We start from the raw sequence: 24983 nt of genomic DNA on the forward strand, positions 1-24983 counted from the left end.
AACCTGAGAATCGTAGTCAAGATGTCAGATCCTGACGTCCCTCGCGGCGAACGGCAATCCAATCCTCTGCCGTCGCTGACGACATCAGGCGAAGGTCTTGATGGTCTGGATCACGCCGTCGAGCTCCTTGCCCGCGCTGTCCTTCAGTGCGGCTTCCCGCAACCGGCGCGCCCAGTCGGCGGCATCCTCGCGCCGCTCGATCAGCTTGATCGCAGCCAACGTCCTGTCGAACTTCGACAGGCCGCGGCTGTGGGTATCGGAATAGCCTTTGACCAGCCGACGGCATTGCAGAATCTCGATGCCCAGCTGGTAGTTGGTCCGGACAGCCTCCGTTGCGGCCCTGAGCCATTCGTCCCGATGAGCCGTCTCGATCGCGTGACGCAGGGAGCGGCGGCGCATGCCGTGAAGTCCGCCGACGACATAGAGCGCGAGAAACCAGGGCAGCGAGTAGGTCCGCACCCGGCGTCCCTTGTTGACATGACGGTCGAGCCAACCGAGGAGACGCGGCTTCCCGCCAAGCCAGCGGCCAAAGCCAGCCGGCAGCATGCCCATGACCTCCTCCATGCGGGGATGCATGAATTCGGTGGTCTGGAGCACCTGGTCCTGCGACAGCTCGAGTTCGCCCTCGATGCGCGCGCGGCGGCCGGCGCGTGTTTTCAGGTCGGCCACGCGAATGACGTCGTCATAAGCCATGGCGTTGGCAAGATATTTTGCCGCGGTTTGGGTGAAAGCAAAGCTAGCAGCGGTGCCGCCGGAGCTTCGATCGGCAGCGTGGAGCTTACCGAGGATGTCGAGATATTCGGCGCCGTAGGCGACGTCCTGGAAATCGACGACCTTCTTCAGGCCGGCGCGGCCTATTGTCTGGACGGCCGCGGGCAACTCCTGCGTCAGCCGGGCGACGAGGCCGGCAAGACGTGGATCCGCGGCAGTGGGAGCAGGAGCGTTGTCGGCTGCCTTGGCTGGCAAGGGCGTCGCCGGCTCCGGGGATTTCGACTGCACCCGGTCAAAGGCGGCTTCGAACGTGCGCAGGCTGGCGTTGGCGCCTTTCTCGCCGGCGCGGATCACGTCGAGATAGCTCTCGCGGCTGAAGGGCAGCACGCCGGCGCCTGCAAGGGCGCCGAACATCGCGGCCGAGATGACGCTGCCATTGGCGAGCGCCAGCGCGTTCATGTCGAAGATGATCTCGTTCTTGGCGGCGACGCCGATGGCGCCGGTCACCGCGCCCTTGTCGGCGATGCCGTTGCCCGGCGCGATCTTCTCGCCGATCGCAAACGAGCGGTGATTGGACGCGATCAGCGTGGTGCGATCCGGCGTCACAAGGCCGCGCAGGATCGAGCGTCCGGCTTCCATGAATTCCGCCGCCATCACCACGTCGACGTCGCCGGGCGTCGGCATCAGCGACAGGATCGGCTTGCGGCCATCGAGTGGCGGCATCGCCTCGATGTAGTAGATGGTGGCGCCGGTGCGCTGGGCGACACCGGGCACCGACGTCGACTGCGCGACCCAGCCGTGGTTCTCGGCAAGCTGGACGATCCAGTCGGTCAGGACGCCGCCGCCCTGGCCGCCCATCGCGACGATGGCGATGGAGACCGGCCGCTCGGTTGCATCACCTGCGGCGGGCAGTGCCAGCCTGACAGTTTCGTCTCTCATGCCAGCGCCTCGAGCGCCGGACGCCGGCGGTCGCGTCGCCGTTGCAGCCAGCCGATCACGGCCATGGCGACCTTGGACTTGAACCTGTCCCAGCCGGTCGGATTGTGAATGACGTCGGCGCGATAGAAGGAGGGGCAGAGCACGGCCGCTTCGGCGACTTCGCCGCAATTGCCGCAGCCGACGCAGGAATTGTCGATTGCCGCAACGGGATCGTCGCGCAAGGGATCGTCCAGTTGCTTCACCGAGAGCGACGGGCAGCCCGACAGGCGGATGCAGGCATGGTCCCCGGTGCAGACGTCCTCATCGACGCCGAAACGTTCCTTGACGATACGCACGCCGTCCTTGATTGCCTTGTTCATCTGCGGCTTCACGCGGCGCTGCTTGTTCAGCATGCATTCGGAGGAGGCGACGATGACCTTGGGGCCTTCCTCCCTCGTCGTCAGCGCTTCCTTCAGTGTGTCGCGCATCCGGCCGACGTCGTAGGTGCGGTCGATCTGCCGGACCCATTGCCCGCCGATACCCTTCACGGCCTGCACGATCGAATTATTGGTATTGCGCCGCTTGTTGATCGCGCGCGACGACAGGATGTCCTGACCACCGGTCGCCGAGGTGTAGTAGTTGTCGACGATGACGAACACGCCGTCGTGCTTGTTGAAGACGGCATTGCCGATGCCGCTGGTCAGTCCGTTGTGCCAGAAACCGCCGTCGCCCATCACGGCGATCGAGCGCTTGTCCGCCTTGACGTTGAAGGCCGAAGTCGAGGCCGGCCCGAGGCCAAAGCCCATGGTCGTCGCGCCGATATTGAAGGGCGGAAGGATCGAGAACAGATGGCAGCCGATATCGGCCGAGACGTGATGCTGGCCAAGCTCCTCCTCGACGAGCTTCATGGCGGCGAAGATCGGCCGCTCCGGGCAGCCGGTGCAAAGGCCGGGCGGACGTGCCGGCACCACCTGCCTCAACTTCTCGACGGCAGGGTGACGAAGCACGGGTGTTGCGTCCGGCGCCGGCGGCCGGTTGCCTAGCAGTCTCGGATCGGTCTTCTCCAGGAATTCACGGACGCCGTCGAGCAGGACCTGCGCGGTATAGTCTCCGCCCATCGGCAGCACGTCCTTGCCGTGGACGCGCGCGTTGATGTCCTTGCGGCGCAGGACCGTGTTGATCGCCTGCTCCAGATATTCGGGCTGGCCTTCCTCGACAATGAGAATGACGTCCTTGCCGACGCAAAACTCCGCAACCTCCGTATCGATGACGGGGTAGGTGACGTTCATGACGTAGAGCGGAACCTGGGTGTTGCCGTAGGCGTCCGACAGACCGAGATATTGAAGTGCGCGGATGACATTGTTGTACATCCCGCCCTGCATGATGATGCCGACCTTGCCCTGCTTCGGCCCCATCCGTTCGTTCAGCTTGTTCTCCCGGATGAAGTTGATGGCCGCGGGCATCCGCGTCCTGATCTTCTCCTGCTCGTGCTCGTAGGCCGCCGGCGGCAGCACGATGCGGCCGACGTCGCGCCTGGGATTGTTCAGCGCATCCTTGATGGTATGCGCCGGCCGGACATTGTCCTTGCAGACAAAGCTTCCATGCATGTGGCAGGCGCGGACGCGAACCTCGAGCATCACGGGCGTGCTCGAGACTTCCGAGAGCTCAAAGCCCTTCTCGATCAGGTTGACGATGCATTCATGATCGGGACGCGGATCCAGCAGCCACATCTGCGACTTCATTGCGAAGGCATGGGTCCGCTCCTGCATGATGGACGAGCCCTCGCCGTAGTCCTCGCCGACGATGACCATCGTGCCGCCGGTGACGCCGCCCGATGCCAAATTGGCGAGCGCGTCGGAGGCCACGTTGGTGCCGACGGTCGACTTCCATGCCACCGCGCCACGGAGCGGATACATGACCGAAGCCGACAGCATCGCCGCAGCGGCGGCTTCGTTGGCGGAGCTCTGGAAGACGACGCCGAGATCGTCGAGCACATCCTTGGCGTCGGCGAGCACGTCCATCAGGTGCGAGATCGGCGAGCCCTGATAGCCGCCGACATAGGCGACACCCGATTGCAGGAGTGCCTTGGTGATGGCGAGGATGCCTTCGCCGCGGAAGGTGTCGCCGTCGCCGAGCCGGAGATCCTCGACTTCGCGAGCAAAAGATCGTTCAGCCATTGCACCCTCCAGAAATATGCTATAGCATACGTTTACATGTGAAGTAAGTCAACGCTGCGCCATGCGGTCACGCTTGCGGACCTCTGCTCCGACAAGGCGATCATGAGCCAGCGACAGGGTAGGGCCGATGCTGAAGCTGCCGCGCTTTAAAGCTGCCGCCGTCCAGGCTTCACCTGTATATCTCAACGAGGGCGCCACCGTCGACAAGGCGGCCTCACTGGTGCGTGAGGCAGCGGCCAATGGCGCGCGGCTCGTCGCGTTCCCCGAAGTGTTCGTTCCCGGCTATCCCTATTGGAACTGGATCACCGATCCCGTCACCGGCAGCGCATGGTTCGAAAAGCTCGTCAGGGAATCCGTGCTCGTGCCGGGGCCGGAGATCGACGTCGTCCGGAAGGCCGCGCGCGATGCCGAATGCTGCGTCGTGCTGGGTGTGAACGAGCGCAGCCCGGTGTCGCTCGGCGCCATCTACAACACGCTGGTCTTCATCGGCCCGGATGGCGCGCTGCTCGGCAAGCACCGCAAGCTGGTGCCGACCTGGGCGGAAAAGCTGACCTGGACCGGCGGTGACGGGTCGAGCCTCAAGGTCTATGATACCGAGATCGGGCCGCTCGGAGCGCTTGCGTGCGGCGAGAACACCAACACGCTCGCGCGCTTCGCGCTGCTGGGGCAGGGCGAACTCGTGCACGTCGCAAGCTATATCTCCCTGCCCGTTGCGCCACCCGACTACGACATGGCGGAGGCGATCAAGTTGCGCGGGATTGCCCACTCCTTCGAAGGCAAGATCTTTACGATCGTCTCCTGCTCGACCGTCTCGGAGGAGATCATCTCGGCCATGGAGAAAGTCGTTCCCGATGCGCGGGCACGATTGCAGCGCAAGTCCAGCGCATTCTCCGGCATCATCGGCCCGGATGGCCGCGTGGTCGGCGAGCCCCTGATCGACGACGAAGGCATCGTCTATGCCGACATCGATCTCGGCCGCTGCATCCAGCCGAAGCAGATGCATGACATCGTCGGGCACTACAACCGGTTCGATATTTTCGATTTGCGGGTCAACCGTCGTCCGCTGGCGCCGCTCGGCCTGGCAGAAACAGAGCGTGTCGCAGGGGAAGAGCAGGTGGGCTTCTCGTCAATTCCCGGCAAATCGGAATGACGGTTCGGGACGCGTCGAACAGGCGACGTCGTGAGACAGACTTCAGGACAAGACGCTTCAGGACAAGACGCTTCAGGACAAGACGCTTCAGGACAAGACTTGGAGGATAGGATGCGCGAGAACGTGATCGGCCGGTCCAATGTCGAAGACACGCCCGAGCTGAAGGCCTACTACAAGGATCTCGAAAAGTACGAAGCCGGCGCGCTCTGGACGGTCGCCAACAAGATCGAGCCATGGCAGCCGCAATCCGCCTCCGTTCCCGTTCTCTGGCGCTACAACGATTTGCGCGAGCACGTGCTGCGCTCGGTCGAGCTGGTTTCGCCGGAGAAGGCGGGGCGGCGGGTGATCTACCTGAACAATCCAGGCCGCCGCGATGTGTCGGCCGCGGTCGGCTGGCTCTATTCGGGACTGCAGGTAATGCATCCCGGCGAAGTCGCTACCGCACACGCGCACTCGGCTTCGGCCCTCCGCTTCATCATGGAAGGGGCTGGCGCCTACACCATTGTCGACGGCCACAAGATGACGCTCGGCGCACGGGATTTCGTGCTGACGCCGAACGGCACCTGGCATGAGCACGGGGTGGAAGGCAATGGCTCGGTGTGCATTTGGCAGGATGGCTTGGACATCCCGCTCGTCAATGCGCTGGAAGCCAATTTCTTCGTCGTGCATCCGAAGATCCAGCAGGAGGAGTCCGGCTATCCCGTGGACGACATGACCAAGACCTGGGGAAATCCCGGTCTTCGGCCGGCCGACTCGCGCTGGTCGAAGGGCTATTCACCCATGTTCAAATATGAGTGGGAGCCGACTTACGATTCCTTGCGCAAATATGGCGCTGCGACCGATGGGTCGCCCTACGACGGCATTCTCATGAACTATGTCAATCCGATCACGGGCGGGCACGTGATGCAGACGATCGGCGCGAGCATGCAGTTGCTGCGGCCGGGCGAGAACACGAAGTCGCATCGGCACACCGGTAGCTTCATCTACCAGGTCGCCAAGGGCCGCGGCTATTCGGTGATCGGCGGCAAGCGCTTCGAATGGGAGGAGCGCGACATCTTCTGCGTTCCCTCCTGGGCCTGGCACGAGCACGGCAACGCGTCCGAAAGCGAGGACGCCTGCCTGTTCTGCTTCAACGATCTGCCCGTCATTGAGGGCCTCGGTCTCTACCGGGAAGAGGCCTATGGCGACAACGCCGGGCACCAGCCGGCCGCTGCCTGACACGTCATCGCTCGTTTTCAGAGCTCAACCGAAAGAGTCGGATCAAGCATGCGCCTCGTCACTTACACCTTGGGCTCCAGCGGTGCCTGTCTCGGCGTCCTCGTCAACGGATTGGTTGTCGACGTCGGGCGCTTTGGCGCGTCGCGCGATCTCGCATGGCCGAGCGACATGCTGTCGCTCATCGACAACAGCGTGACTCTGCTGCCGGCGCTGAGGGACGCTCTGGAGAGTGCAAATGGCCGCTTCCCGGCCGGCTCTGCGGTTGCGGTCGAGGATGTGAAGCTGCAGGCTCCGATCCCGCGCCCGCGAAAGAACATTTTCGGCATCGGGCTGAACTATCGCGCGCACGTGGCGGAGTCCGCCAAGAGCCTGGATACCGACAAGGACCTGCCGAAGCAGCCGGTCGTCTTCTCCAAGCCGCCGACCTCTGTGATCGGTCCGGGGGCCGCGATTCAGCACAACGCCAAGATGACACAGCAGCTCGACTGGGAGGTCGAGCTCGCGGTCATCATCGGCAAGACCGCTACGCGCATCGCAGTCGAAAAGGCGATGGAGCACGTCTTCGGTTATTCGGTGATGATCGACATCTCCGCGCGCGACAATCGCCGCGCCGGCCAGTGGATATTCTCAAAAGGCATGGACACCTATGCGCCGTTCGGCCCCTGCATCGTCACTGCGGACGAGATTCCAAACCCGCATGATCTGCGGCTCTGGCTGACGAAGAATGGCGTCATGAAGCAGGATTCCAACACGAAATACATGATCTTCGATATCCCGGTGCTGATCGCGGACATCTCGTCGGGCATGACGCTCGAGCCCGGCGACATCATCGCGAGCGGCACGCCTGAAGGCGTCGGCGCCGGCATGAGCCCCCAGGAATGGCTATGGCCGGGCGACGTTGTGGAAGCAGGCGTCGATGGCGTCGGTGTCATCAGGCATCCCGTCGTTGCGATCTGATGACGACGTTCTCGTTGGGGCGCGAGCTGAGGTTCGGGGATTGCGATCCCTCAGGCATCGCCTACTTCCCGTCCTACCTCAACATCCTCAACGGGGTCGTCGAGGAATTCTGGGCGACCATCGGTTTTCCCTGGCCCGAACTGATCAAGGTCCGCAAGATCGGGACGCCCACGGTGCATCTGACCTGCGATTTTTCCCGTCCATCGAGCTTCGGTGACCACCTGACGTTCGCCCTGCATTCGCAAGGTCGGCGGCTCATCGCTGCATTTGGCCCATACCGTCTCAGGCGCGGACGGCATACGCTGGCGAGCCCGGCAGATCCTTGCCGCAACCTCGCTTGTGGATCATCGTGCACTTCCATGGCCCGATGATATTCGCACAGCGCTCGCGGCGCATTTGCATGCCGACGAGGAAGCCGAGGCGACGCCGTGATGATCTCGTTCTTCATGACATTCTCTGATCCCGCCGGCAAACGGCGCATCCAATCCGAGGATCTTGCGGCCGCCGCAGCAATGGTCGGATCGATCCCGGAGATGACCGAGGGCCTCCTGTTCACGCCGCTCGATCAATCGGTCGACCATCCCTACAAGGCTGATGGGGCCGGCCCCCTGTTGGCGCTTCAATTGCGGTTTCGGGATCTATTCGCGTGCGAGGCCGTTCTGGATCGATGCGGAGTTCCTGCCAACCTCGCTGCGGGCGAGGGGCTATCGAGCCTGTCCGGATTGGACGTCACGCATCAGGTAATGCTGACGCGCTCCTTTCCCGTCGATCTCGCCGAGCACCCCAAGGGCGAAGACCCCAAGGGCACGGCAATCCCGTGCAGCTACCTCGTGCACTATCCCGGCCCGGCCGAGGACATGAATGCCTGGAACCTGCACTATCTGGAGCACCATCCATCGATCATGCGGACCTTTCCGAACGTGCGGCAGATCGAGATCTATACGCGCATCGATTGGGTCGACCGGTTGCCGTCGCGACGGGTCGAGCACATGCAGCGCAACAAGCTGGTGTTCGACAGCCCGGAAGCCCTCTCGCACGCGCTCGGCTCCGATGTGATCAAGCGCATGCGTCAGGACTTCGTCCATTTCCCGCCATTCTCAGGCGGCAACAAGCATTTTCCGATGCTGACGAGGACGGTTCGGCCCAAGAATTAAAGGATGAGTTTTGGGTGAATCAGTGCGATGCCGAGGATTCACCTCTCCCGGAGGGAGAGGTCGGATCGCATCGACAGATGCGATCCGGGTGAGGGGTTACAGTCTCAGTGTCGGCCTGCCCTCGATACGCTCCCCTTTGAATCGATTGTTCCCGCGGTTCTAGCAGTCCGTCGCCTTTTTCTGGGACGGTGCGGGCTCGGCAGCACCGGCTGTCGCCTTCTTTGATTGTTCAGTGGGCTCGGGGCGGGTCTGCTCGACCGTGCCTGCCGTTTTATCCGGTGACTGCTCGGAGGGTGCGGGCCGGGTCGTCGTCGATTGCTCGGCAGCGGTAGGCTGGCTCTGCATCTGGCGCTGGGCGTCTTCCGACGACGTTGCGGTATGCTCCGAGGCTTTGTTCATCGAAGACGTCGGCGGATGCTGCTGGGTATCGGTTGCTGTGGAGCCAGTGGTTTGTCCGGTATAGCCGGGCACATTTCCCGATCCTGCATCGCGGCTCGCCGTGTTGCAGGGACCGGCGTACACCGAGCTGGTGCTGAACACGAGCAAGGCGCCCAAGATCATAAGTGCGTAAGCAATCATAGTCCTTCTCCTTAGCTGGAGTCCGGATGGTTGAACAAAAGTCCGCGGCCTTTCGTTCCGAGCGCGTGAGAGCAGCGCCAAGGATGACGAGTGGCCGAGTTCCCCGGCTAAAATCGCGCGCCGAAAGTCGACGCAAGGAAGCGGGGTCGGGTTCGAGGTCGCAATGCGTCAATCGCGTCGTCGGTAGTGGGCCCGACCCCGACCCTGCATGCCGCGGACCATCGCTGGCGTCGGGCTTGCGAGAGAATTCGGTCGCGCTATCCCCATTTGCCCGGCGCACTATGACGAGCGGTTGAGGAAGATCGGCAGCCCCCGCTTGTTGGCGTAAATGGGCCGGTAGCGCTCCGTGTTGTAGGTGCTTGCGACGTCCAATTTGCGCGGGCCGAGCTTGGCGTCAGGGATGGGCACCAGGTCGTAGCGGCCCTCGACCAGCGCCGACATGAGGCCGGTCTTGCCTTGCAACATGGCATCGTAGGCCATGTTGCCGAAAGTCAGGGCCACAAGCTTGTCGATGAAGTCCGGATCGCCCGATCGCAGGTCGTAGGTGAGATCGGAGGTGATCGTCTCCTCGCCGGTGCGCCGCTTAATCTCGTCGGCGAGCGATTCCGCCACGTTGGCCTTCTTGCGGTGACCGTAGGGGTCAGCCTCGCCGTATTCCTGCAGCTTGTAACCTTCCCACTGAGCCCCCTCGCTGAGCACGATCAGCGCGTAATTGCTCGGATTGGCGCGCTTGTCCTCGATGAGCAAACGGATCAGCTTGTCGAGGTCGACCTTATACTCCGGTATGACGCATCGTATCGAGGTTGCATACGCGGTGTAGAGTGCGGTGAATCCGGCATCGCGGCCAAAGACGCGGAAAATGCCAATTCGCTCATGCGAGCCGACGGTGGTGCGCTGCCGCTGGATGGCATCGCTGGCGCGGGTGATCGCGGTCGAGAAGCCGATGCAGTACTCGGTGTTGCGGACGTCGTTGTCCATCGTCTTCGGGATGGCGATGATCTTGACGCCGAGTTCGTTGAGCTTGGCGGCATAGCTGAGCGTGTCGTCGCCGCCGATGGCGATCAGGTGTTCGAGGCCAAGTCCCGAAAGGTTCGCCAGCACCCGGCTGGTGAGGTCCCATGTCTTTGTCGCGATGCCGCCCTTGGTGCTCAGCGAGACCGGAACATCATTGCCGCTGACATGTTCGGGCAGCTTTTTTATCTTGGAGGGATTGACGCGGCTCGAGTGCAGCACGGTGCCGCCGCGCCGGTCGATGGTGCGCGTGTTTTCACGATTCAGCGGGATGACGTAATGGGACCTGCTGTTTGGGTCGTCGAGGTTCAGGTGCGTGAGGGCCTCCCAACCACGGCGCAGACCGACAACCTCGATGTCGTCCTCGCTGCCCCGATAAGTCACGCTCTTGATGACTGCATTGAGGCCGGCGACGTCGCCGCCGCCGGTGAGAATGCCGATGCGCTTTTTTGCCATACCCACCTCCCGGATCGGGATATCGCAGTCGTGCCCGTGACTGTCGCTCCAGCCTTCGGCGGTCGCTACTCGGCCGCTTCCGGCTTTCGGTCGTCGCGCAGTCGAAAACGCTTCAGCAGTCCGGACACGGTGTCGCGGAAGCCGCCATATTCCAGTTCGGAATAGGGTAGCATAGCGGCGCCAGACCAGCCTTGGCTGCGCATCTCGATGGCTTTGCGCTGGGCGCGCCGGCGGACTTCATCCCACGCCGGGTTGTCGAAGAAATCGGTGTAGGACTCGGCAAAGCGGCCTTCCTTGTCGATCGAGAAGCCGACGCAAGAAACGATCGGCAGGCAGTACATGCCGGTAACGGGCGTGTTGAGTGGCACCGGCATGAGCGGCATCACATGCGAGCCGCGTGCATCGCCGCCAACGAAGTGTGCCTTGGCGAACGGTGAGACAATTTCCTCAGGAGCAGGAAAAATCCCCTGGTTCCTGACGATCGCGACTGGATCATCCTTGCCGGTGTACTTGCCGGCGATCGCGTGGAGGCGCTGTGCCGAAACGGCGACGACGACCTCTCCATGGGTTCGAGAAATGATGCGATCGATACCGAAGCGCTCATTGTCGCGAAGCAGAGCGGCAATGTGGTAGCTGTCGGCGGGCGCGTCGAGCTCGAGCAGGCTGTCGCCGGCCGTGTTGTCCATGTCGATGACATGGAAACGGAATCCCTTGATCATCGGAGGCAGCATCAGCCCGGCGCAGTACATGGGGTCGGCGAAGGCGAGATAGAGCGGCAGGTTGTAGGCGCCGGGGCCGCATTTGTCGGCCGCGAACACCATGAAAGACTCCGCGGGGCGCACGCCGGAAAGGCTGTGGTCGAAGCTGAGCTCGGCGACGCCCGGCCCGGCGCCGCGAATGTTACCGGAAGGCGCGTCGGCGAGAAGATCCTGGCCAGCGCCATAGAGTCCGGAGACTTTCGCGACCGAGGTCGCCGCGAGAAACGCATTCCAGGCAAGTTGATGGACCTCGGAGCTTCCGTCGCCCCGCGTGTGCGTCATGATGATCGCAATGTCGTCGCCGGTGTGGCAGACGAAACCGTCGATCAAGAGGCCATTACAGATCGCCTTGGCAACCTCGCTCTCGACAGTCGCTATCATGCGGGTGGACGGCTTCGTGTGCCCGCCGATGGAGCCAATGTCAGCCTTGATGACCGAAAGGGTGAGTCTCATGAGCATTCTCCCCCGTGCAAGCTCAGCGCCTCGCCTCGGCGCCTACTGCGCCGGGGCGACGGCGCTGCTCATTCGCAAACAAAAACGTTCGTCAGTGCGACGAGTTCCGTAGATCCCGCTATTTGCATTAAAGGCGCGGGCTGGTCCTGCTGCCGGGGTTGCAAAGCTTTCGTTGGACGCGGCCTGTCCCACCGCCGACGCTGCTGTCCATCGCCGATGAAGCGATGGAATGAGTAACTGTCAATTTGCTGCGGTGCACGTGTCGACATCCCTCCGGCGCTGCTCGCGGCCACCGCAGAGGTGATCGAATAGCTGCGTAACGCAAAAATCCGAAGTGGATCCATCAGCGAAGTGGGCAACACGCCTCATTGAGGTCCAGTCAACGGGGCGTGGCCGAATGGATTTTGCTTACGTTGAGTTCTTCGCGTATTGATCCGGAGCAGATCTCAAACGCGATCCCGTCCCTTGGCCGATAGGCATGATCGGCCTCACGACTCGAGCCGGCTCTTCAGGAGGTTGACCGGCCGGCAATCCGCCACCGGCCGGGCCAATGCCCACGCGAGGGACTGCTGGGCCTGTGGACTTGCGGTGTCATGAGCCGGCAGTTTTAATGACGAGCTTTATGTTTAACAGGCTGACGCCCTTGAACGGGTTCGGCGCGCTTTCGATGGTTCCCGTGCCCGTGGCGTTCGCATAGGTACCTGTGCCCGAAAGGATCGAGTATTCGCCCTTTGACGTGCCGTCTTTGGCGGAGCCGGTGCGCGCGATCTGATCAAGCTGACCACGCAAGTTCAGTACGCGCCCGATGGCAACTCGCTGCTGGAATTATTTACTAGGACGGTCGTTCGACGAAGGCGAGGGCTTTGTTGCTATAGGTCCATGTCGCGCCGTCGCGTCTGCTGATCCCGAGAAAGGCGGTCGGCGTACCGGCATATGTCATCGCCTGATTGCCGCCGTCGATGCCATAGGCCCATGGGTCGAGGCACAGAAACTCGGTAACCTTGTTGTCGGCTCCCGTAGTGCGGTGGCCGACGATGCCGACGTAATGGGCGCCGCCGAGGGAGGCCCGCACCGGCACCTTGTTTTCGAGATTCTTGATTGTCCAAGCCACCGCTTTGCTGGGATCGCGGCCAACGCTCACCTGATCGCGCGCCGTCGGTTCGGCCATTTTCCAGCCCATGTAGCGGACGAACACGATCTTGAGGATCGAACCGCACCAATATTCATTGTTAACCGCCTTGAGGAAACCGCCGTTGTTCTGGTTCCATGGCAGCTTGCTCTTCTTGTAGTTTTCCATCGACTCGTCCGTCGAAGTCGTCGACAGGGTGGGATGGGTGTGCAGCGGCTCATCAACCAGCATTTCATAGACGCGATGGCGGTTGTCCAATTCGTCGCCGGGGTCTTGGTTGCTGTAGAACTTGCGATAGGCGGGCGCCTTGGCCGCCGTCGTGACGGTGTGGAAATAGTGCCAGATTAGATCGGTTTTCCACGAAGGGTCGCGGGTATGGGTGTCGGCCATGGCGACTTTCCATAATAGGGTCTTCGGCTGCGGCGGCTTCGCGGCCTTTTCCCACTTGCGGTCAGACCAGCCGCGCTGAAAGGTTAGTGCCCGCCCGGTTGGTGACGGTTCAGCGATCGTTAGTCGATTCGTAGGCGGAGTCTCGCGCGGTGCCAGCGCAGCTCCTGGCGACGCCGCAAGTCGAGCGATGAAGAACGCGTCCGTCGGCTGAGCGATCAAAGGCCCAAGGTAGTACCACCATTTTTCCATCGCGATTGGCGGCCACGAGGTTGTTACCGTCTTGTTGGAAATGGCAAAAACGCTCACCCTTGGTTAGGCCAGTGCATTCCGACACCGCATTGATGAAAAGCTAGGAGGGAACATGCGCAAATCCGTCCGTGGTACCTTCGTCGCCGCGCTGGGTCTTGCCTTTATCGGTGCAGCACTCGGACCAATTGCGGCAGAAGAGCCTTACAAGGCTCAACTCGACACGTTGCGCAAATCGCTGGAGAAATACCAGGACTACAAGGTGGCCGTGCGCGACCGCTACCTGTCGACGGTGGGCTGCGTGCATTATTCCGGCGAAAAAATACCGCACCACATGGAGTATGCCAAAGGCGCTATGGGAGTGCACTTTGCCAATCTCACAGTGCGGGGCGCTCCCGATCCGATGAAGCCCAACGTCTTGATCTACGAACCCGTGGGCAAGGAATTGAAGCTCGTGGCTGTTGAGTGGCTGGTGCCTCTAACGGCAGATACCAAGCAGCGCCCCTCTCTGTTCGACCAACCCTTCATGGGCCCGATGGAAGGACACTGGCCGCTCATTCCAAAGGAGTACGTGCACTACGATCTGCATGCCTGGTTGTTCAAGGACAACCCGCTCGGAATGTTTGCACCCACCAACCCGAATGTTAGCTGCGAGGGCTACGACTTTTCCCTGCTGGAAGAGCCGACCATGATGGTGCCGGGGCCATAAGCCAATCGCGAGGTCAGCTTCTGGCGAACACCAAGTCCGGGCGGAGCTCTAAAATGTCGGTTGACTAGGGTAGACCGGAAGCGGTTTGGCCGACCGTCCGAGCGGCGCTCATGACCCAAGGCGGACAAAGCCCCTATCCGCCTTCTTCGGCTCGTAAGGTTGGTTGTCCCGGTTGCGCTTTTCGTTGCCGGCAACGGCGTAGGTAGCGCCGCCGACGTGAAGGCCGGTCGCGCAAAGGCGCTGATGTGCCAGGCATGTCATGGTCTTGACGGGCTTTCCAAGGTTCCAGATGCGCCAAACATCGCCGGTCAGACCGAGTCTTACCTCGTCACACAACTCCAGGCCTTCAAATCTGGAGCGCGGAAGAACGACGCGATGTCGCCTGTCGCGCCATCGCTATCGGATAACGATGTGGAAGACCTCGCTGCTTATTTTTCGGCGATCGAGATCAAGATCGTGAAGATTCCCGGCGACTAGGCTGAATCGGTCGGCTTATGCACACTTCGGCTCTTTGCCGCTTGGCTCTATCCCCCGACGAGAACGAAGCCCGGTAAGATCGCCTGCGTCACTTTCAATTTGCATGCAGTGGTAGTCACGGCATGCGCAGGCCGAGGTTGTTAAGGCTTTGCTCGCGAGGCGATGATGTCGGCTAGTGGCCATCGCGACGGAAATGCGCTTCCTCGCATGTCAGCAAAGGCAATCCGCTCGGCATTCGTAGCCTGGCTGACGTGATCCATGCGGGTACCAGCGTTGCGCTGCCGGATGCGGGCGATGTTCGTGCGAAATGTCTTGCTGCCGCAGAGTCGCTGCTTGGAAAGCCAGCTGCCGATGCTCTCGTCGCCGCTGAGGCGAATTTTCCAGGTCGCCTTGGTATCATGCATCGCGACCTTCCTGAGATGGTCGCCCGCGGCTACGCGGACGTAGCCTTCACGTGGTATCATCTTGTTTCGTACTGGGCGCGGATATTCCCAAATCACTTTGATTTTGTTGCCGTTCCGGGCGCTGAGCCGTTCTCCACCCAGATCGCTTTGGCCCGCGTCAACAATTCACTGCTTCCGGTGCTACGAAAGCGTTCGACGAGTTTTTCTTCGGCCGGGCAAAGGACGTGTACCCCCGCTATGAATTTGCGCCTATGAATGACAATGAGTTTGGAGTGTCCTTGGCGCTCGGCTGATTTTCAAGGATGGAATGTCGCCTTGTGGCCCGTCAGCAAAGTGGCGACAGGAAGTAAGTCCCACTCGCTTTGTCGGTGACAGACTAGCTGAGCTCAGGGGCGAAATCCGCGGATTTTTCTATTCGACGACCTCCACGTCGACGTGCGCGATGCCACGTCCGACCAAGCCGAGCTCGCGTGCGGGAGCCAGTGCCAGGTCGAGGACGCGCCCACGGACGAAAGGGCCGCGATCATTGACAGAGACCACGACCGATCGGGCGCCGCGCGACACCCGCAATTTTGTACCGAACGGCAGGCAACGATGCGCCGCAGTTGGCAGTCGGTCGTCGAAGCGCACGCCGGAGGCCGTGCGACTGCCGCTTTCGTTGGAGTAGTAGGATGCCAAGCCGGAAAAGGAGCGCTCGCACACTGCGCCGGCTGACAAACAGGCATAGCAGCGCCATCGCCGCTAACGGCGTTCTCATAAATCGCCTCGCGGGCTTGGAACGAAGCGCAAGTTAAGGACGTCAAAGCTGGCCGATCGTTCAGTCGGTCAGGTCAGCTATCACGACCGGGGCTGCACCAACGGCCCGCGACGAGACGGCCAATGATCTCAAACAAGAGAAGTTCCTAGCAGTCCAAGAAAGGCATGATCGGAGTTTGCGGCTGACATCAAGTGCCGAAGCACCTCGCGCGTGCCTACTTTAGTGATCGAACAGAGCTTTCATGTTGCGAGACATGACTCTGAGAGTGCCTTTCCATAACAGACAAATTGCCGCACCTTTGCGAATGTCAGTTCGGAGATGTAGAGCAGACAATCTGTCACAGGAAAATCAGAGATTGGCTTGCCACGTCGTTTACCGAGAACACACCATTGCTCAGCCGACCTTCTCGGGACGCGCTAGGCAGTTTGGCCAATGTCCTCGATCGAATAGCAACCTGAAATCCGGACAGACGTTAAGGACGATCACCGCGGGGACCCCGGGCAATATCGGGGATGAGATCGCCCATCGCGCTCCCCCCTCATTCTAGCATTGAAGGAGCGCCATGAGACGACGTTCACAGCCCCATACATTTGATCCGAATGCGGAGAAAGCGCGTTTCGAAGCGGCGTCGCCGCAGCGCTCGCCACCATCGACAGTGCCGCAAGATGCGGACCATGACATGTATCTCGTACTGCTGGACACCTTCGGGATATGGGTAGGCCGCGCCTGGCGCGAGAGCGATGACGGCGAGGATACGTATCGCGAGATGCTCGTCCGCGACCTCTTGTACGGCGTGTACAACCATCCGGTGCGCATCGTCGCCTTCAACACCGCCGGGGGGTGGTCGCGCAATATCACGACCGAAATCGCTGCCGAGTTGAAGCGGTGCAGAGACGAAGGGGAGGATATCCCCGCCTCTGTACAACATTTGCTGGAACTGGCCGGCAACTCAGAGGTACTGAACCAAAGGCAGAGTCCGGCGCGAGAAATGGCCATGGATAGCGCACAGCACTGCCAAGATCAGGCGGCGGAATGCCTTCGCATGACCAAAGAGTCGAGGAGCGAAGACCAGGCTATGATTCTGAAGAATATTGCTCAAAGCTGGTCGAGACTTGCGGGCCAGATCGACCGATACAATGCGGTCGTGCGCGAACAAAGCCGCATAGTCCGAAAGTAGGGCGCCGGCCGGCGATTCGGCGAATGTCACGTGTCGACCCATTCTCGAGGGACTGGTCTCAAAGCGGCGCGAAAGCATCTATCGCAGCGAGCGACATCGACACTGGATCAAGATGAAGAACCGAACCCAGCAATGGAGCGGGAGTTTTGAGAACAGCAAAGGGCCCGGCGCGCGGCTCTCACAGCGCGCCAAGGTTCTGTCGCCTCATAAGCTCAGGAGCGCGCGTTGTGCAAGGCTGACTCAATTGGAGGGATCTCTTCATTTTGCCCGAAGTGTCCAGAGTACGCCGCGCACAACTTAAACGTTACTCGTAAGAAACGTGAGGTGAGCCGTCACGATTAATAGATCGTTGCTGGCGCGGCTTTTTGAAGGTCGAACTTCCGGTATTGTGCCGTTTGAGACTTTCCGGTCGACGCTTAAGATGTCCGGTCACCAGGGCGGACCGGAAGTCATCGTAGCAGGGCCAAACCAGCGCGAATAACCGAAACCGGAAATCTACTCCAGCCTGGCGTCAACCTGCTATGTTTCGCGGGAGACCATTGTTTCGGACATGGTCCGGGTGTCGAACCCGCGCCGCAATTGTCCGCCGCAGCCGTTCCAAGTCCAACCGAGCGAGCTTCTCATGACTAGGCGAATCCTGTGTTTTGGTGATTCTCTGACCTGGGGATGGATTGCTGTTAACGAAGGAGCGCCAACGACAAGATTCTATTATCCAGAGCGGTGGACGGGAATCATGGCCGCCAAACTTGGGTCCGATTACGAAATCGTGGAAGAGGGCCTGAGTGCACGTACTACGACGATCGATGATCCAGTTGATCCGCGCCTGAACGGGTCGGCCTATCTGCCAACCGCTCTGGCAAGTCACCTTCCGCTGGACCTCGTCATCATCATGCTCGGCACAAACGATGCGAAGAGTTACTATCGGCGCACGCCGTACGATATTGCGGTCGGAATGTCGAAACTCGTCGGCCAGGTGCTCACTTCGGCCGGTGGCGTGGGGACTGTTTACGGAGCACCTCATGTGCTCGTGGTCGCACCGCCTCCACTTGCGCCCGTACCGGATCCTTGGCTCCAGGGAATGTTTGAGGGTGGACGCGAAAAGACCATAGAGCTTGCAACACACTACAAGTCTCTGGCCGACTTCATGAAGGTTGACTTCTTCGACGCAGGACGTGTGATCTCAACAGACGGTCTTGATGGGATCCATTTCTCCGCAAGAAACAATGTCGATCTCGGCAACGCCCTGGCCGACAAAGTTCTGGAAATATTTTCGCGCACGGCTCGCTAAGGTGGCCAGGCAAATCGGTGATGTAATGCTCGCTGGACTGCACTCGATCCAGCGCTTTACGCAGATGAAGCGAGAGCCTCGAGCGGGCAAGATGAGGTTCGGCTTGCGATGATGGCATTATGCCCCTGATTTGCCCGACGTGTCAAATGATTTCGTAAAATACGAAGAGCATCGCGGCGGCAGCATCGCCTCCTTTGCATGGGGTTGTTTTCGATATTTTGATGGCCGGGTCACAAAAGCCTTCGGTCGAACTGGTTTCATCCTAGTGCCCGCCGAGATAGGCCGTGATCAGCCTGGGGTCGTGGATGAGGTCCTTGGCCGGACCGGACTGCACGATCTCGCCGGTTTCGAGCACATAGCCGTAGTCGGCTGTCTCGAGCGCAGCGCGGGCGTTCTGCTCGACCAGAAGGATCGACACGCCGAGGTCACGCAGGGACGCGATGGTGCGGAAGATCTCGCGCACGATCAGCGGTGCGAGACCAAGGCTGGGCTCGTCCAGCATCAAGAGTTTTGGTTTGGCCATCAGTGCGCGCCCGAGCGCGAGCATCTGGCGCTCGCCGCCCGAGAGCGTGCCGGCGGCCTGGCGCTGCCGCTCCTTCAGGCGGGGGAAACGGTCATAGACCTCGTCGAGGGTCTTTTGGACGCCCGAGCGGTCGCGCAGGCTGTACGAGCCGAGCAGAAGGTTGTCGGCGACCGACATGTCGGAGAACAACTCGCGCTTCTCTGGAACGAGGCAGAGCCTGAGCTCGACGCGGTCTTCGACGGACATCCTGCCGATGTCGCAGCCCCCGAAGACCATGCGACCGCGCGATGCGAGCAGCCCGATGGCTGCCATCAGGAGCGTGGTCTTGCCGGCACCATTCGGGCCGATGACAGTGACGATCTTCCCTTCCTCGACCGCAAGCGAGACGTTGCGGACGGCTTCGACGTTGTCGTAGCAGACGGTCACGTCGGTCATGGAAAACATCTCGCTCACGCGACGCCTCCCAGATAGGCCTCTTGAACCCGCTCGTCGTTGCGGATCGCACTCGGTGCGCCCTCGCAAAGCTTGGACCCGAAATCGAGCACCACGATGCGATCGACCAGCGACATCACGAATTCCATGTCGTGCTCGACGATGAGGATGGTGAGGTGATCGGCGCGCAGCGAGCGCAGGAGTTCCGCAAGCCTTAGCTTTTCCTGGCGGCGCAGGCCCGCCGCCGGCTCGTCCAGCACCAGCAGCGCGGGGTCTGCGGCGAGCGCGCGCGCGATCTCCAGGATGCGCTGATTGCCGAGGGGAAGATTGCCCGCGAGCTCGAACGGCTTGTCGCCAAGCCCGACGCGCTCGAGCTGCATCAGCGCCTCGTGCCGGGCGCTGGCTTCCTCACGCTGATTAAGCCGGAAGGCGCCGGCGAACAGGCCGGTGCTGGTGCGGCCGTAGGTTCCGAGCATGACGTTTTCGAGCAGGCTCATGCGCGGCCTCAGCTTCACATGCTGGAAGGTCCTGGCGACGCCGGCCTTGGCGATGCGGGATTGAGCATCACGCGTGATGGGGCGTCCCGCAAAGACAATCTCGCCCTTGTTGACTCGGAGCGCGCCGGTCAGGCAGTTGAACATCGTGCTCTTGCCGGCGCCGTTCGGTCCGATAACGGCAAGAATTTCGCCGGATCGAACCTCGAAGCTGACATTGTTGACCGCGACGAGACCGCCGAACCGCCGCTCGGCGCCGTCAACCTTCAGAAGAAGCTCGCCCGGCGTCGGCTGGGGGCGGCGGGGCAGTGGCGGCGCCGGCTGCGGCCGCTCGCGTTTGGTCTTCGGCAAATAGCGCGCAACGAAGGGCACGATGCCCTGCCGCGCCCATTGCAGGAACAGGATGAAGAGCGCGGAGAAGGCGACGATCTCGAGCTGGCCGGACGCGCCCTTGGCGATTAGTGGCAGATAATCCTGCACGCTGTTCTTGAGCAGGGTGACGATGGCGGCGCCGACGACGCCGCCGAGCAGGCTGCCCGCGCCGCCGACCATCGTCATCATCAGATATTCGATGCCCATGCCGGCATCGAACGGACCCGGGCTGATGAAACGGCTCATATGCGCGTAGAGCCATCCGGACAGCGAGGCCAGGAAAGCCGCGATCACGAAGGTTACGAGCTTGATCTGGAAGGCATTGATGCCGAGACTCTCGACCAGCGTGTTGCCGCCGCGCAGTGCCCGCATGGCGCGGCCGAGCCGGGAGTCCAGGAGGTTGTAGCCGAGCAAGAGGATCACGGCGACGATGCCCCAGATCAGAAAATAGATCTGTGCGCTGGAGACCAGCGCGAGCGAACCAAGTCTTATCAGTGGAATCGACGAGATGCCGTTGAAGCGGCCGAGTCCTTCGACGTTGCCAAACAGAAAGCCGATCGCCAGGCCCCATGCGACGGTCGAGAGCGAGAGGAAATGGCCCTGAAGCCGCAAGGTGACGACGCCGAGGACGGCCGCGACGCTGCAAGTCAGCACCACGCCAAACAGGAGGCCGAGCCAGGGCGATTGCCCGTTCAGCGCGGAGACCCAGGCGGTCGCATAGGCCGCGATGCCGACGAAGGCCGCCTGTCCGAACGACACGATGCCGCCGACCCCGGTCAGGAGCGCAAGGCCAATAGCGACGAGCGAATAGATGCCGATATAGTTCATCAGCGTGATGCTGAACGGACTGAGGACGAGGGGCGCGAGTGCGAGGCACACCACCGCCGCCGCTGCTGCAAGCTGAACATGAAAGCGCGTCATTCCTCGATCTCCTCCTCGGAATGCAGCGAGGCAAGGGACCGCCAGATCAGGATCGGGATCAGCAGCGAGAATACGATGACGTCCTTCAGCGCGCTGCTCTGGAAGGATGCGAAGCTTTCGAGGATACCGACCCCCACCGCGCCGATCGCGGCACCGGGATAGCTGGTCATGCCGCCGACGATGGCGCCGACGAACGCCTTGAGGCCGATCAGGAAACCGGAATCGTAGAACACCGTATTCACCGGCGCGATCAGGATGCCCGATACGCCGGCCATCAGCGAGCCCAGGAGATAGGCGATGGTGCCGGCCTGCGCCGGGCGTATTCCCATCAGCCGGGAGCCGGTCCGGTTCACGGCCGTGGCGCGCAGGGATTTGCCGACCAGGCTGAAGTCGAAGAAGAGATAGAGCAGGCCGCTGAAGACGAGCGCGGCGATCACGATCAGCATGGTCTGGCCGGAAATCAGGACGCCGGCGAACTCCGTCGAGAACGACGTCAGCGGTTCGGTCCGGACTCCTTCGGGGCCGAAGAACAGGAGGCCAAGGCCCACCAGCGCGAAGTGCAGCGCCACGGAGACCGTCAGCAGCAGGAGCACCGAGCCGTCGGCGATCGGGCGGAAGACGATCCGGTCGAGGAGAGGGGAGATCGGCGTGATCAGCATCAAGGCGAGCACGAGCCGGATCGCCAGCGGCGGGTCCGTCCGCATGACGAGCCAGGCGGCGCCGACCACCGCCAAGGGCAGGACCAGATAGAAGAGAAGCGCGTGCGGCAGAAGGCGCAGCTCGCGGGCGCGAAGGAGGGAGATGATTTCGATCAGGGTCGCAAGACAGGCCAGGATCACGACCAGCGCGCCGGTCCCCGGAAAGCGCTTGGCATCAAGGGCGGCAAGTGTCAGCGCGGTGAACGCAGCGATGTCGCCAAAGGGAATGAAGATGACCCGCGTCACCGTGAAGATGAGGACGGTTCCGATTGCCACCAGCGCGTAGACTGCGCCGGTGGCGATCCCGTCGATCGCAAGAATGGCTGCGATGTCGCTCGTCATTGAGGCGCCGTTCCCGTTTCTGACCGCCTGCCGTTTTCCGTTTAGGGCGCGTACTTCCAGGCGCTCCCGGTCAGGCGGACCACGACCAGCGCGCGCTCGTCGACGCCTGTCACTGCACCGGGCTTGAAGTTGTAGACGGCATGCACGCCTGGCAGCTCCTTGGTGCTGAGGATGGCGTCCCGGAGCGCGGTACGGAATTCCGCTGTGCCGGGCTTCGCGGTCTTCAGCGCCAGCTCGGCGGCGTTGGCAAAGATCAGCCAGGCGTCGAAGGAGTAGGCGGAGAACCCGTCGGTGGTCGGAATATTGTGGGTCTTCTGGTAGACCGCGCGGAAATCGAGCGCGATCTTCTTGGCAAAGTGTTCGTCCGGAAGCTGCTCGGCGACGATTACGGGACCGGCGGAGACCTGAATGCCCTCGGCGGCCTTGCCCCCCACATTGACGAAGTCCGGATTGACCAGCGCCACTGTGCCGTAGGTTTTGCCCTTGAAGCCGCGCTCGGAGAGCGTGAGTAGGGGCAGCGCGCCTTGCGTGCCGGAGCCGCCGATCAGCACAGCGTCGGGCCGTGCAGCCATGACTTTGAGGATCTGCGCGGTCACCGAGGTATCAGTGCGGGCATAGCGCTCGTTGGTCTGGACCTTGATGTCGTCAAGGGGCTCGGCGGCCTTGGCCCCGTTATAGACAAGGTCGCCCCACGCATCGGAGAAGCCGATATAGCCGATGTTCTTCATGCCGTCGCGCTTCATGCGATCGGCGACGATCTTGACGAGGAGCGAAGCCGGCTGTGGCACCGAGACCACCCATTGTTCCGGCGATTCCGGAAGCTTGCCGATCGGCGAGACCGCGATCATCGGCACCTTCAATTCGCTAGCGACGGCCGCCATGGCGATGGTCGAGGGCGCCGTCGCGGTGCCGATCAGGAGGTCGACCTTCTCTTCTTCGACGAGCTTGCGCGCGTTGCGCGTCGCGGCCGACGGATCGGAGCCGTCGTCGAGCTGGATCAGGCGGACGGTCTCGCCGTTGATCGTCTTCTTGTATTCATAGGCGGCGTTGATGCCGCGCCCATAAGGGATGCCGATCGACGAGCCGTTGCCGCTCAGCGAGGTGACAAAGCCGATGGTGATGTCGGCCTGCGCAGCTGGGGCTGCGAAGACGCCGGCGACAAGTGCGATTAGGCTCAGAGTCGTCTGCCGCATTTGCGTTGTCCTCCATTGATGCTGGGTACGATTGCCTGGATGCCGCGCAGGAATCCGGAGCCGCGAACGAACCGATTGAGGGCATTGCTGCAGCGCCAGACGCCGGGCGCGGCGAGAAGAAAGTTTCGCTCGGTCGGGCGTCAGCGGCCATGGCGAGGCGTGCCGCTCAAATCGCGGGCGGGCCAGCGGAAACCGGCGGGCAGCTGTCTAGGCAGGGGAAGGCGATTGCCGCAGCCGCGTTGCGCGACCTGCGATGCTGCTGCCGGCCATTCGGGCCCGACGATAGTCCACGCGATTGAGTTTCTCAAAATCGGTGCCCTGCAACATCATTGTCGTGGCCATCGGCCATCTGCCGGCGGCGGATTACTTAAAGCCTAAAGTATTATCCGGGGCGCCGTCAACACGTGGCACGGGGCTGTCAGAAAAAAATGTTGCTGCATACAATTCCGTCAGAGTGCGCCATTTCTTTCAGCTCTTTGTCACACGAAACGCGCCCCTCGTCGCGATAGCGGGCCATCCTTGGCTGGCTTCGCCGCGCGCATTTGACGTACCAATTAGTTTATGGTTGAAATATCTCCGTCGGCGCCCGACGGCCGATGCTCCCGTCACCGTTTGAGGAGAAGGGCGATGCGCATCTTCTGGCAAAGTTTTGTCGATGCGAGCGTGAACGCGCCCTACATGGCGCGGCTGTCGGAGTATCTCAACAACATTGCCGCGCCGGGCACGACGGTTCATGTCGAAGGCATTTCGCCGCCGGATCGGGAGTTCGGCCGGCTCGCCGAACTGCGCTGTGCAGTTCAAGCGATCGACAACGGCATTGCGGCCGAGGAGGGCGGGTTCGACGCCTTCGTGATGGGCCACTTCCAGGATCCCGGACTTTACGAGCTCCGCTCGGCGCTCGACATTCCCGTGATCGGGACCGGCGAGGCGACGTTGCTTGCAGCCTCGCAACTCGGCCGGCGCCTCGGCCTCGTGACACTCGATCCCGTCTTCGAGGTCTGGCACTACGAGCAGGCCGAACGTTACGGTCTCGGTGATCGCGTCGTCCACGTGACGGGCCTCGGCTGCAAGCCGGAAGATTTCGCAAGTGCATTCGCAGGCGATCAGGCGGCCCAAGCCCGGATGATCGAGGATTTCATGGCCTGCGCCCTTCCGCTGGTGGAGCGCGGCGCCGATGTGGTGATTCCCGCCGGTGTGCTGCCGGGTCTGCTGATTGGGCGCGAGCACGGCCTGAAGGTCGGGCACGCGCCTGTGGTGAACTGCGCCGCGGTGGCGTTGAAGAGTGCCGAGATGTGGGTGCAGCTCAGGCAGCTCAACGGAACCGAGCCGAGTCGCGGGCCGAGCTTCATGCGTGCCAGCGCACTCGCCCGCGACGATTTCCGTGCGCTGCTCGCGCGCAAAACAAGCGTTAGCGCCGGAAGAACCTCCCAGTTCTGGAGAGCAGATATGATGAGACCCGAGAAGATCCTTTACGAGACCGAGGTGACGGCGACGGGAGGCCGCGACGGCAAGGCCGCGAGCGCCGACGGCCTGCTGGCGGTGTCGCTGTCCGTGCCGAAGTCGCTGGGCGGACCCGGCGGCGAGGGGACCAATCCGGAGCAGCTCTTTGCGGCCGGCTATGCCGCGTGCTTTCTTGGCGCTGTCAAGCTCGTGGCGCGCACGAGAAAGATCGCGCCGTCGGCTGACCCCTCTGTCACTGCGAAGGTTGCCATGGGACCGGTCCCCGTCGGCTACGCGCTGGTGGTTGAACTGAAGATCAGCCTGCCCGGCGTCGAGAAACCGGTGGCGGAGGAGATCGTCGCAGGCGCGCACGAGCGTTGCCCCTATTCCAACGCGACTCGCGGCAATATTGACGTGAAGCTGACCGTGATCTGAGCGAGCAAGCAAGG

General features: G+C 62.0%; 21 protein-coding genes and 3 pseudogenes. 11 read left to right on the forward strand and 13 right to left on the reverse strand.

The window, feature by feature from the left end:
- Nucleotides 1-84: 84 nt before the first annotated feature.
- Both QA640_RS18720 and QA640_RS18725 read right to left on the reverse strand, forming a co-directional pair.
- On the reverse strand, nt 85-1650 hold the full coding sequence (locus QA640_RS18720) for an indolepyruvate oxidoreductase subunit beta family protein (RefSeq protein ID WP_283042057.1): 1566 nt from the start codon (nt 1648-1650) through the stop codon (nt 85-87).
- Entirely contained in the window at nt 1647-3806 is a 2160-nt protein-coding gene (locus QA640_RS18725; protein ID WP_283042058.1) for an indolepyruvate ferredoxin oxidoreductase subunit alpha, read from the reverse strand. Before QA640_RS18725 ends, QA640_RS18720 begins: the two co-directional genes overlap by 4 nt.
- A gap of 127 nt (nt 3807-3933) precedes the next feature.
- Here QA640_RS18725 and QA640_RS18730 point away from each other — a divergent pair, with 127 nt between their 5' ends.
- The 5 genes and pseudogenes from QA640_RS18730 (at nt 3934) to QA640_RS18750 (ending at nt 8285) form a co-directional block, all read left to right on the forward strand.
- Nucleotides 3934-4956, forward strand: coding sequence for a carbon-nitrogen hydrolase family protein (locus QA640_RS18730; RefSeq protein WP_283042059.1), 1023 nt, complete (start codon nt 3934-3936; stop codon nt 4954-4956).
- Between the two features lie 111 nt (nt 4957-5067).
- On the forward strand, nt 5068-6174 hold the full coding sequence (locus tag QA640_RS18735; RefSeq protein WP_283042060.1) for a cupin domain-containing protein: 1107 nt from the start codon (nt 5068-5070) through the stop codon (nt 6172-6174).
- Between the two features lie 48 nt (nt 6175-6222).
- Nucleotides 6223-7131: a fumarylacetoacetate hydrolase family protein gene (locus tag QA640_RS18740; RefSeq protein WP_283042061.1), complete on the forward strand. Its 909-nt coding sequence runs from the start codon at nt 6223-6225 to the stop codon at nt 7129-7131.
- Nucleotides 7131-7563 (forward strand): annotated as a pseudogene (locus QA640_RS18745) (thioesterase family protein). Before QA640_RS18740 ends, QA640_RS18745 begins: the two are co-directional and overlap by 1 nt.
- Nucleotides 7563-8285: a hypothetical protein gene (locus tag QA640_RS18750; RefSeq protein WP_283042062.1), complete on the forward strand. Its 723-nt coding sequence runs from the start codon at nt 7563-7565 to the stop codon at nt 8283-8285. Before QA640_RS18745 ends, QA640_RS18750 begins: the two are co-directional and overlap by 1 nt.
- Before the next feature lie 159 nt (nt 8286-8444).
- Here the strand turns inward: QA640_RS18750 and QA640_RS18755 are convergent, their stop codons facing one another.
- From QA640_RS18755 to QA640_RS18775, 5 genes are all read right to left on the reverse strand, one after another.
- Nucleotides 8445-8864, reverse strand: a complete 420-nt coding sequence (locus tag QA640_RS18755) for a hypothetical protein (RefSeq protein WP_283042063.1) — start codon at nt 8862-8864, stop codon at nt 8445-8447.
- Between the two features lie 279 nt (nt 8865-9143).
- Entirely contained in the window at nt 9144-10331 is a 1188-nt protein-coding gene (locus QA640_RS18760; RefSeq protein ID WP_283042064.1) for a 6-phosphofructokinase, read from the reverse strand.
- A gap of 65 nt (nt 10332-10396) precedes the next feature.
- Nucleotides 10397-11542 carry a fructose-1,6-bisphosphatase gene (locus tag QA640_RS18765; RefSeq protein ID WP_283042066.1) on the reverse strand — a complete coding sequence of 382 codons (1146 nt, stop codon included), beginning with the start codon at nt 11540-11542 and terminating at the stop codon, nt 10397-10399.
- Nucleotides 11543-12133: 591 nt separating this feature from the next.
- On the reverse strand, nt 12134-12331 hold the full coding sequence (locus QA640_RS18770; RefSeq protein ID WP_283042068.1) for a hypothetical protein: 198 nt from the start codon (nt 12329-12331) through the stop codon (nt 12134-12136).
- Between the two features lie 43 nt (nt 12332-12374).
- Complete coding sequence (locus QA640_RS18775) at nt 12375-13367, reverse strand: hypothetical protein (protein WP_283042069.1); 993 nt, start codon at nt 13365-13367, stop codon at nt 12375-12377.
- Nucleotides 13368-13422: 55 nt separating this feature from the next.
- On the opposite strand from QA640_RS18775, the gene QA640_RS18780 reads away from it, so the two are divergent.
- Both QA640_RS18780 and QA640_RS18785 read left to right on the forward strand, forming a co-directional pair.
- Nucleotides 13423-14016 (forward strand): hypothetical protein, encoded by a 594-nt coding sequence (locus QA640_RS18780; protein WP_283042071.1) that lies wholly within the window; start codon nt 13423-13425, stop codon nt 14014-14016.
- A gap of 159 nt (nt 14017-14175) precedes the next feature.
- Entirely contained in the window at nt 14176-14493 is a 318-nt protein-coding gene (locus QA640_RS18785) for a cytochrome c (RefSeq protein WP_283042072.1), read from the forward strand.
- A gap of 140 nt (nt 14494-14633) precedes the next feature.
- Here the strand turns inward: QA640_RS18785 and QA640_RS18790 are convergent, their stop codons facing one another.
- Both QA640_RS18790 and QA640_RS18795 read right to left on the reverse strand, forming a co-directional pair.
- Nucleotides 14634-14957 (reverse strand): hypothetical protein, encoded by a 324-nt coding sequence (locus QA640_RS18790; RefSeq protein WP_283042073.1) that lies wholly within the window; start codon nt 14955-14957, stop codon nt 14634-14636.
- A gap of 351 nt (nt 14958-15308) precedes the next feature.
- Nucleotides 15309-15590, reverse strand: a pseudogene (locus tag QA640_RS18795) (septal ring lytic transglycosylase RlpA family protein); the annotation flags it as partial.
- A gap of 626 nt (nt 15591-16216) precedes the next feature.
- Between QA640_RS18795 and QA640_RS18800 the strand changes: the two are divergent.
- Together QA640_RS18800 and QA640_RS18805 are read left to right on the forward strand one after the other, a co-directional pair.
- The gene (locus QA640_RS18800) at nt 16217-16831 is read left to right on the forward strand and encodes a hypothetical protein (protein WP_283042074.1); all 615 of its coding nucleotides are present in this window, start codon (nt 16217-16219) and stop codon (nt 16829-16831) included.
- Nucleotides 16832-17453: 622 nt separating this feature from the next.
- Nucleotides 17454-18119 (forward strand): SGNH/GDSL hydrolase family protein, encoded by a 666-nt coding sequence (locus QA640_RS18805; protein WP_283042076.1) that lies wholly within the window; start codon nt 17454-17456, stop codon nt 18117-18119.
- 262 nt (nt 18120-18381) lie between these two features.
- Here QA640_RS18805 and QA640_RS18810 read toward each other — a convergent pair whose 3' ends face one another.
- The 4 genes from QA640_RS18810 to QA640_RS18825 are packed head-to-tail and all read right to left on the reverse strand — an operon-like array spanning nt 18382 to nt 23094.
- Complete coding sequence (locus QA640_RS18810) at nt 18382-19095, reverse strand: ABC transporter ATP-binding protein (RefSeq protein WP_283042078.1); 714 nt, start codon at nt 19093-19095, stop codon at nt 18382-18384.
- Entirely contained in the window at nt 19092-20861 is a 1770-nt protein-coding gene (locus QA640_RS18815; protein WP_283042080.1) for a branched-chain amino acid ABC transporter ATP-binding protein/permease, read from the reverse strand. The genes QA640_RS18810 and QA640_RS18815 overlap by 4 nt, the downstream gene beginning before the upstream one ends.
- Complete coding sequence (locus QA640_RS18820) at nt 20858-21901, reverse strand: branched-chain amino acid ABC transporter permease (protein WP_283042081.1); 1044 nt, start codon at nt 21899-21901, stop codon at nt 20858-20860. The genes QA640_RS18815 and QA640_RS18820 overlap by 4 nt, the downstream gene beginning before the upstream one ends.
- Nucleotides 21902-21942: 41 nt before the next feature.
- A complete protein-coding gene (locus QA640_RS18825) occupies nt 21943-23094 on the reverse strand; it encodes an ABC transporter substrate-binding protein (protein WP_283042082.1) in 1152 nt (383 codons plus the stop codon).
- A gap of 678 nt (nt 23095-23772) precedes the next feature.
- On the opposite strand from QA640_RS18825, the pseudogene QA640_RS18830 reads away from it, so the two are divergent.
- Nucleotides 23773-24240: pseudogene (locus QA640_RS18830) on the forward strand (aspartate/glutamate racemase family protein); the annotation flags it as partial.
- A gap of 303 nt (nt 24241-24543) precedes the next feature.
- Nucleotides 24544-24969, forward strand: coding sequence for an organic hydroperoxide resistance protein (locus QA640_RS18835; RefSeq protein WP_283042826.1), 426 nt, complete (start codon nt 24544-24546; stop codon nt 24967-24969).
- The last annotated feature ends 14 nt before the right edge of the window (nt 24970-24983 follow it).

It is taken from the genome of Bradyrhizobium sp. CB82, from assembly GCF_029714405.1.
GTDB lineage: Bacteria > Pseudomonadota > Alphaproteobacteria > Rhizobiales > Xanthobacteraceae > Bradyrhizobium.